This is a genomic window from Salmonella sp. 2020_1395 (genome assembly GCF_043848115.1).
Taxonomy (GTDB): domain Bacteria; phylum Pseudomonadota; class Gammaproteobacteria; order Enterobacterales; family Enterobacteriaceae; genus Salmonella; species Salmonella enterica.
This window is the reverse complement of sequence record NZ_JBCMFH010000010.1, coordinates 130,396-139,175: the sequence shown is the minus strand read 5'-3', so window position 1 is coordinate 139,175 and position 8,780 is coordinate 130,396. Positions and strand designations below refer to the sequence as shown.

Below are 8,780 nucleotides of genomic sequence, written 5' to 3'. Positions count from 1 at the left end.
TAAAAGAGTCCGTGGCAATTTATAACCATGAACGGCCACACCTGGCCCTGAAATACAAAACGCCCGATGATGTTCATCAGGCGTTTTACAGACAAAAAACTGTCAACCTATATCAGGACTAGTCAATTGCATACCTGCAGGGAACCCCCAGCAGGGATTATCAACATAATCTCAGTGTACTTTTTCGCTTTTTGTCGCCGATACAAATGGACGAACAGCATCACGGGTCTGCCAGACCGGCGGTTCTTCATCTATCTTCGTTACAGAGGCCCGGACAAAAGGTATTTGCGCAATCGACATAATAATGTTTAACCAACGATCGCGCGTTATACGGTCTGCTCGCTCATGACTCGGATCATCCAACTCAATGACGCAGACAATTTTATTGTTCTTTTTTGATACCAGAACATAATCCATCGCCATATTATTATAAATCATAAAAAAACGTTTTCGTTCTTCTTCACTAAACCCAGGTTGTTCAGGAAAGTTAACCAAACGACCTAAAGAAACCTGGCAATGAATATGACAATATTGCCCAAACCATTTTTCAAGATTATCAAAATAGATTTTTTCACTACGGGTGATGAGCCACTCCTTTCCTTCTAACCAGACGCCTTCATCAACCATTCCCTGAAATAATTCGTCACGCTCTTGCCAACGGGAATCGCGATATTTTTTTACTGGAACATAAGGTTTCGGCGTATACGTCGCTGGTTGCGCTGGCGCAGTCGGTGGCAACTTATAGCCAGTACGAGGCATTAATTTCCGTGCAACAACGATTCCCAGGGCAAAAGCGATGGCAAGGCAACTGACAAAAAACATAAAGCTCATAATTAATTACTATCCATTCAATCAATTTCAATTATATTTCACAAGCAACATTGATAGTGCGTTATCATAAAATATCTTTACCAATGCAGTTAATTTACAGACAGTATAATATTTTTATGAATGTAGCCACTCATCTTTTCTGGCAACAGTAATATTTTGAAGATAAATAGTATGTGTGTAATTCAGATGATTACATTATTAAAATTATTTTAAGACAGGACTGATATAATTAAGCTTTATCTTAAATTCATTGAGCAATAAATAAACAGACATGGCCGGTGTTATCCTGTTTGCGGGTACAAACAATGACTTCCCTTGGCCATGTCTGCTGGCATTATAAGAGCTCATTCAACCATAGGCTTGCAACGCGCGCTGACAAAGCGCCGAGCGCACGCAGTCGTCTTTGTTGAAATGCACAATCCCTACCATTTCATCTTCTTCAAAGCGTTCCAACGCATCGCTCAACCCGGAACGCACGCCGCGCGGCAGGTCGCATTGCGTAATATCGCCATTGACAATGACCGTGACATTTTCGCCTAATCGCGTCAAAAACATTTTCATTTGCGCCGCAGTCACATTTTGCGCCTCGTCGAGGATCACGACCGCATTTTCAAAAGTACGCCCACGCATATAGGCGAACGGGGCAATTTCTACCTTACCGATTTCCGGGCGCAAACAATATTGCATAAAGGACGCGCCCAACCGTTTAAGCAGGACATCGTAGACGGGACGAAAATAAGGCGCGAATTTTTCAGCGATATCACCGGGCAAAAAACCAAGATCTTCATCAGCCTGCAATACCGGACGCGTCACAATGATCCTCTCGACGTCCTTATGAATCAATGCTTCTGCCGCCTTTGCCGCACTGATCCATGTTTTTCCGCAGCCGGCTTCGCCGGTCGCAAAAATAAGCTGTTTACTGTCGATAGCGTTCAGATAATGCGCCTGTGCTTCATTTCGCGCCTTAACAGGAGAGGTATCGCGACTATCGCGCGCCATGCCAATGGCTTCTACTCCGCCCATCTGTACCAGTGACGTGACCGATTCTTCTTCACGTTGCTTATGACTACGCGAATCTCGTCTCAACACACGCTTTGCTTCACGACGAGCTTTGATCACTGCTTTTTGTCTTCCCATGGATAGCACCTTGAGTTGTAGGTATACATCACCCGCGTTCTCTTGAACGCGATTATGCGCACACACATCTGAGGGTTGGCTTCCTTGTAAGCCTTAGCTTGCTTTTTGAAACGACGCCACACACGGCTACGCGCACCACATATGACGTCATGGGTATGGACAGTAAGAGAAATGATGAGAGCTTTTAAGGTGACAAGACCACCACCGGAGAGAGAATGTCCGTACAGGGTGTTGTAACTACTGTAAACAATGTGTCCTGGTGCGGACATTACCATTCGCGATCTCCATAGTGAGTGACCATCACTGCCGGGGAACTACCGCTATTACTACTAAGTACAACACAAAACATCAATAATGCAACAATATATTCACCAAACATTAACCAAACATTATTGCGTCATTGTCAGTCTCTTACAGAAAGATTACACGATTATTTCATCGGCAGGAGACTAAAAAAGATAATCATTAGCTACTGCGGGTATTAATGGTGAAACTACCCATAAGCCATTGAATATTCAACATATAAAAGGTTAAAATGGAGTAATTAACGTGTCCTCTCTCCCATCACTAAAACGGCATTATTTATGCAAAATTTTGTGCGGCATACTTACGCGAGTAACGCTGACTCGTTTTAATTTTTGTCATTACCCTATTGCGTCAAGGCTATTGGTACCATTAACAGGCGATTTCATATATGGCCAGTTAGTGATTACTCGAGACGTATTACGGCCGCGTTAACGGCGCTCAAGGGCTAAAAATAGTTTGAGAGAGCGTCCTCATTTACCTGAACATCTTCAGTCAATCGGTCCGGGACTTATCAGAGGACCAGGCAGGCGTATAACGCCGCCTGGTAAAATATGTCCGATGGCAATAATGCTATCGGACATGTCGGTTATTCCGCCTGTAGCTTCGACGGCGGCGCGGAATGATAATGCGCGTCCGCTTTTGCAAAGCGTTCCTGCATCGCTGCTGTCGGCGCTTTGCCAAGCAGGCTAAAGATTACGATCCCCAGGCTGCCGAAAATAAAGCCAGGGATGATCTCATACAGATCCAGCCAACCATATTGTTTCCAGACGATAACCGTCACCGCGCCAATAATCATTCCCGCCAGCGCGCCGTTACGTGTCATACGCGACCACATCACAGAAAACAGGACAACAGGTCCAAATGCCGCGCCGAATCCAGCCCAGGCGTAGCTCACCAGCCCCAGCACACGGTTATCGGGGTTCGCCGCCAGCGCAATGGCGATCAGCGCTACCACCAGCACCATCACTCGCCCTACCCATACCAGCTCTTGCTGGCTGGCGCTTTTACGCAGAAAAGCCTTATATAAATCTTCTGTAATCGCGCTGGAGCATACCAGCAACTGACAGCTCAACGTCGACATCACCGCCGCCAGGATAGCAGACAGCAGAACACCGGCAATCCACGGGTTAAACAGGATCTGCGCCAGTTCAATAAATACGCGTTCTGAGTTTTGGTTCACCGCCCCGGCCAGCGCGGGGTTATTGTTAAAGTACGCAATGCCAAAGAAGCCCACCGCCACCGCGCCCGCCAGACACAGAATCATCCAGGTCATACTGATACGACGCGCATGAACAATGCTGTGATGGGAATCCGCCGCCATAAAGCGCGCCAGGATATGCGGCTGACCGAAGTAACCCAGTCCCCAGCCCATCAGAGAAATAATAGCGACAAAATTCAGCCCCTTGAGCATGTCGACATTCTCGATGCTCTTTTGCTTGATCACCTCCAGCGACTCGCTAAAATCGCCTACGCCGACAATAACCATCACCGGCGTCAGGATTAACGCAAAAATCATCAGGCTGGCCTGAACGGTATCCGTCCAGCTAACGGCAAGAAACCCGCCGATAAAGGTATAAATAATGGTTGCCGCGGCCCCCGCCCACAGTGCGGTTTCATAGCTCATACCGAAGGTGCTTTCGAACAGTCGTGCCCCAGCGACAATACCTGATGCGCAATAGATAGTGAAAAACAGCAGAATGACCAGCGCGGAAATAATACGCAGGACTCGGCTCTTATCTTCAAACCGACCGGTAAAATAGTCCGGCAGCGTGAGCGCGTTATTGTTAAATTCGGTATGCACGCGCAGGCGCCCGGCCACCAGCTTCCAGTTAATCCATGCGCCTAACGTCAGGCCAATGGCGATCCAGCTTTCAGAGATCCCCGACAGAAAGATAGCGCCAGGCAGCCCCATTAACAGCCAGCCGCTCATATCCGACGCGCCGGCTGATAAAGCCGTAACAAACGGCCCCAGACTGCGACCGCCAAGAATATAGTCATCAAAGTTTTTGGTTGAGCGCCAGGCGATAAACCCAATCAATATCATGCCAAAGATATAGACACAGAATGTCACCAACATCGGTGTGCTAATAGCCATCAAGGTTCTCCAAATTTATTTATTGGCACTACCGTAGCGTGCCGTTTTGTACCCTGCCGGAACGTGGCAAGGGTGTTATGTTTACCAGGGCGACCGTATCCTGCCGGAAGCGGTGGTTATTCACAATCGATTTAACACACCATTTACATCAAATTTGATTGCAGAGGGATACTATTTTTCTCCAGGTTGCACTCTCTCACATTTTTTGCGGTTGCACCTTTTAAAAGTGTTAACTACCGCAGAGAAAATAAATCCAGATGGTTTTCCCCGTCAGACTCCCCCTTTCTTTTTTTAACAATTTATTCATTTTTAAGCTTGCAACGCAGGTCACATTTAACGCGGTTGCACAAAGTTGCAACATAGTGGATATTTTCCGCTAACTATTGGTTAGCAGATAGAGCGAATAACAGGAGTAGAGGGTATGGGAACCACCACGATGGGGGTTAAGCTGGACGACGCCACGCGCGAACGGATCAAAATGGCCGCGTCGCGTATCGATCGCACGCCGCACTGGTTAATAAAACAGGCAATCTTTAGCTATCTGGACAAGCTGGAAAATAGCGATACGCTACCGGAGCTACCTGCGCTGTTTGCCGGCGCGGCAAATGAAAGCGAGGAGCCGGTCGCGCCGCAGGATGAGCCGCATCAGCCCTTTCTGGAGTTTGCCGAACAGATTCTTCCCCAATCCGTCTCTCGCGCCGCCATCACCGCCGCCTGGCGCCGCCCGGAAACCGATGCGGTGTCAATGCTAATGGAACAGGCGCGCCTGTCGCCGCCTGTCGCTGAGCAGGCGCATAAACTGGCGTATCAACTGGCGGAGAAATTGCGCAATCAAAAATCCGCCAGCGGTCGCGCGGGTATGGTGCAAGGCCTGTTGCAGGAGTTTTCCCTCTCTTCGCAAGAAGGCGTAGCGCTGATGTGTCTGGCGGAAGCGCTGCTGCGTATTCCCGACAAAGCTACGCGCGATGCGTTAATTCGCGACAAAATCAGTAATGGCAACTGGCAGTCGCATATTGGCCGTAGCCCGTCGCTGTTTGTAAACGCCGCCACCTGGGGGCTGCTCTTTACCGGCCGACTGGTCTCAACGCATAACGAAGCCAATCTTTCGCGCTCGCTGAACCGCATTATCGGCAAGAGCGGCGAACCGTTAATCCGCAAAGGCGTCGACATGGCGATGCGTTTAATGGGAGAGCAGTTCGTGACTGGCGAAACCATTGCTCAGGCGCTGGCGAATGCCCGAAAACTGGAAGAGAAAGGGTTCCGCTATTCTTACGATATGCTGGGCGAAGCCGCGTTAACCGCCGCCGATGCGCAGGCCTATATGGTTTCTTACCAGCAAGCGATTCATGCCATCGGCAAAGCGTCTAACGGTCGCGGTATTTACGAAGGGCCAGGCATCTCGATTAAGCTGTCCGCCCTGCATCCACGCTATAGTCGCGCGCAATACGATCGGGTAATGGAGGAGCTTTATCCGCGCCTGAAATCCCTGACGCTGCTGGCGCGCCAGTATGATATCGGTCTCAATATCGACGCCGAAGAGGCGGATCGTCTGGAGATCTCGCTCGATCTGCTGGAAAAACTCTGCTTCGAACCCGAACTGGCGGGCTGGAACGGCATTGGCTTTGTGATTCAGGCTTACCAGAAACGCTGCCCGCTGGTCATTGATTATTTAGTCGATCTGGCCTCCCGTAGCCGCCGTCGGCTGATGATTCGCCTGGTGAAAGGCGCCTACTGGGATAGCGAAATCAAACGCGCGCAAATGGAAGGGCTGGAGGGCTATCCGGTTTATACCCGCAAAGTGTATACCGATGTCTCTTATCTGGCCTGCGCGAAAAAATTGCTTGCCGTACCTAATCTGATCTACCCGCAGTTCGCGACCCATAACGCACACACACTGGCAGCGATTTATCATCTGGCCGGGCAAAATTACTATCCGGGTCAGTACGAATTCCAGTGCCTGCACGGCATGGGCGAACCGCTGTATGAACAGGTCACCGGTAAAGTGGCGGACGGAAAACTTAACCGTCCCTGCCGTATTTACGCGCCGGTGGGAACACACGAAACCCTGCTGGCCTATCTGGTACGACGCCTGCTGGAAAACGGCGCCAACACCTCTTTTGTCAACCGCATCGCCGATGCCACCCTACCGCTCGATGAACTGGTGGCGGACCCGGTCGAGGCCGTGGAAAAACTGGCGCAGCAGGAAGGTCAGGCTGGCATACCGCATCCGAAAATTCCGCTGCCGCGCGATCTGTACGGCGAAGGTCGGATAAACTCCGCCGGACTTGATTTAGCGAATGAACATCGCCTCGCCTCGCTTTCTTCTGCCCTGTTAAGCAACGCCATGCAGAAATGGCAGGCCAAACCTGTGCTGGAACAACCGGTGGCCGACGGTGAGATGACGCCGGTTATCAACCCGGCGGAACCGAAAGATATTGTCGGCTGGGGACGCGAAGCGACAGAAAGCGAGGTTGAACAGGCATTGCAAAACGCGGTCAATCAGGCGCCGGTTTGGTTTGCGACGCCGCCGCAAGAACGCGCCGCTATTTTGCAGCGGGCGGCGGTATTGATGGAAGACCAAATGCAGCAGTTGATTGGCCTGTTGGTGCGTGAAGCGGGGAAAACGTTCAGCAACGCCATTGCCGAAGTGCGCGAAGCGGTAGACTTCCTCCATTATTATGCCGGTCAAGTACGTGACGATTTCGATAACGAAACGCATCGCCCGTTAGGGCCGGTGGTCTGTATCAGTCCGTGGAACTTCCCGCTGGCCATTTTCACCGGCCAAATCGCCGCCGCGCTGGCGGCAGGTAACAGCGTTCTGGCGAAACCGGCAGAGCAGACATCGCTGATTGCCGCCCAGGGCATTGCCATTTTGCTGGAAGCGGGCGTACCGCCGGGCGTCGTGCAACTGTTGCCGGGACGGGGAGAAACCGTCGGCGCCCAGCTTACCGCCGATGCGCGTGTACGCGGCGTGATGTTTACCGGTTCCACGGAGGTCGCGACGTTGTTGCAGCGCAACATCGCCACGCGTCTTGACGCCCAGGGCCGCCCTATTCCGTTGATTGCGGAAACCGGCGGTATGAACGCTATGATTGTCGACTCTTCCGCGCTCACCGAGCAGGTGGTCGTGGATGTGCTGGCTTCCGCTTTCGACAGCGCCGGACAACGCTGTTCCGCGCTCCGCGTGCTGTGTTTGCAGGACGATATCGCCGAACATACGCTGAAAATGTTACGCGGCGCGATGGCGGAGTGTCGGATGGGGAATCCAGGCCGTCTGACGACCGATATCGGGCCGGTGATCGATAGCGAGGCCAAAGCCAACATTGAACGTCATATCCAGACGATGCGCGCCAAAGGCCGCCCGGTTTTCCAGGCCGCGCGTGAAAACAGCGATGACGCGCAGGAATGGCAGACCGGTACGTTTGTTATGCCCACGCTTATTGAGCTGGAAAACTTCGCAGAACTGGAAAAAGAGGTCTTCGGGCCCGTGCTGCACGTCGTGCGTTATAACCGTAACCAACTGGCGGAGCTTATCGAACAGATTAACGCTTCCGGCTACGGGCTAACGCTGGGCGTACATACCCGTATTGATGAAACCATTGCGCAAGCCACCGGTTCCGCCCATGTCGGCAACCTGTACGTTAACCGTAATATGGTGGGCGCGGTCGTCGGCGTCCAGCCGTTTGGCGGCGAAGGACTGTCCGGCACCGGGCCAAAAGCGGGAGGACCGCTCTATCTCTACCGCCTGCTGGCACACCGCCCGCCCAATGCGCTCAATACGACGCTGACTCGTCAGGATGCGCGTTACCCGGTGGATGCGCAGCTTAAAACCACGCTACTCGCGCCGTTGACCGCCCTGACGCAATGGGCGGCGGATCGCCCGGCGCTACAGACGCTCTGCCGACAATTCGCCGATCTGGCCCAGGCCGGCACGCAGCGCCTGCTACCGGGGCCGACCGGCGAGCGCAATACCTGGACGCTGTTGCCGCGTGAACGGGTATTATGCCTGGCTGATGACGAACATGACGCGTTGACGCAGCTTGCCGCCGTTCTCGCCGTCGGCAGTCAGGCGCTATGGTCAGACGACGCCTTCCACCGCGATCTGGCGAAGCGTCTCCCCGCCGCCGTTGCGGCGCGTGTCCAGTTTGCGAAAGCGGAAACGCTGATGGCGCAGCCGTTTGACGCGGTGATTTTCCACGGCGACTCCGACAAGCTGCGAACCGTGTGCGAAGCCGTCGCCGCCCGCGAAGGCGCGATAGTGTCGGTACAGGGGTTCGCCCGCGGCGAAAGCAATATACTGCTGGAACGGCTCTATATTGAACGTTCGCTGAGCGTAAACACTGCCGCCGCTGGCGGTAATGCCAGCCTGATGACAATTGGCTAATACTGTGGTTAATTAAGGCTCCGTCAA

4 protein-coding genes are annotated in these 8,780 nt (G+C 52.3%); 1 reads left to right on the top strand and 3 read right to left on the bottom strand.

What is annotated here, in order from left to right:
• Positions 1–171: 171 nt before the first annotated feature.
• The 3 genes from ACH0WD_RS17085 to putP all read right to left on the bottom strand — a co-directional run bounded on the left by ACH0WD_RS17085 (position 172) and on the right by putP (position 4,369).
• Positions 172–831 carry a DUF2726 domain-containing protein gene (locus ACH0WD_RS17085; RefSeq protein WP_000009241.1) on the bottom strand — a complete coding sequence of 220 codons (660 nt, stop codon included), beginning with the start codon at positions 829–831 and terminating at the stop codon, positions 172–174.
• Between the two features lie 348 nt (positions 832–1,179).
• Positions 1,180–1,968 carry a phosphate starvation-inducible protein PhoH gene (phoH, locus tag ACH0WD_RS17080; protein WP_000533526.1) on the bottom strand — a complete coding sequence of 263 codons (789 nt, stop codon included), beginning with the start codon at positions 1,966–1,968 and terminating at the stop codon, positions 1,180–1,182.
• A gap of 892 nt (positions 1,969–2,860) precedes the next feature.
• Positions 2,861–4,369, bottom strand: coding sequence for a sodium/proline symporter PutP (putP, locus tag ACH0WD_RS17075; RefSeq protein ID WP_001018462.1), 1,509 nt, complete (start codon positions 4,367–4,369; stop codon positions 2,861–2,863).
• 421 nt (positions 4,370–4,790) lie between these two features.
• Here putP and putA point away from each other — a divergent pair, with 421 nt between their 5' ends.
• Positions 4,791–8,753: a trifunctional transcriptional regulator/proline dehydrogenase/L-glutamate gamma-semialdehyde dehydrogenase gene (putA, locus tag ACH0WD_RS17070; protein ID WP_000537494.1), complete on the top strand. Its 3,963-nt coding sequence runs from the start codon at positions 4,791–4,793 to the stop codon at positions 8,751–8,753.
• Positions 8,754–8,780 lie beyond the last annotated feature (27 nt).

What these genes read in the sequence shown, in the direction of transcription:
- phoH (WP_000533526.1), bottom strand. Translation starts at nt 1,968, where the DNA reads ATGGGAAGACAAAAAGCAGTGATCAAAGCTCGTCGTGAAGCAAAGCGT.
- putA (WP_000537494.1), top strand. Translation starts at nt 4,791, where the DNA reads ATGGGAACCACCACGATGGGGGTTAAGCTGGACGACGCCACGCGCGAA.
- ACH0WD_RS17085 (WP_000009241.1), bottom strand. Translation starts at nt 831, where the DNA reads ATGAGCTTTATGTTTTTTGTCAGTTGCCTTGCCATCGCTTTTGCCCTG.
- putP (WP_001018462.1), bottom strand. Translation starts at nt 4,369, where the DNA reads ATGGCTATTAGCACACCGATGTTGGTGACATTCTGTGTCTATATCTTT.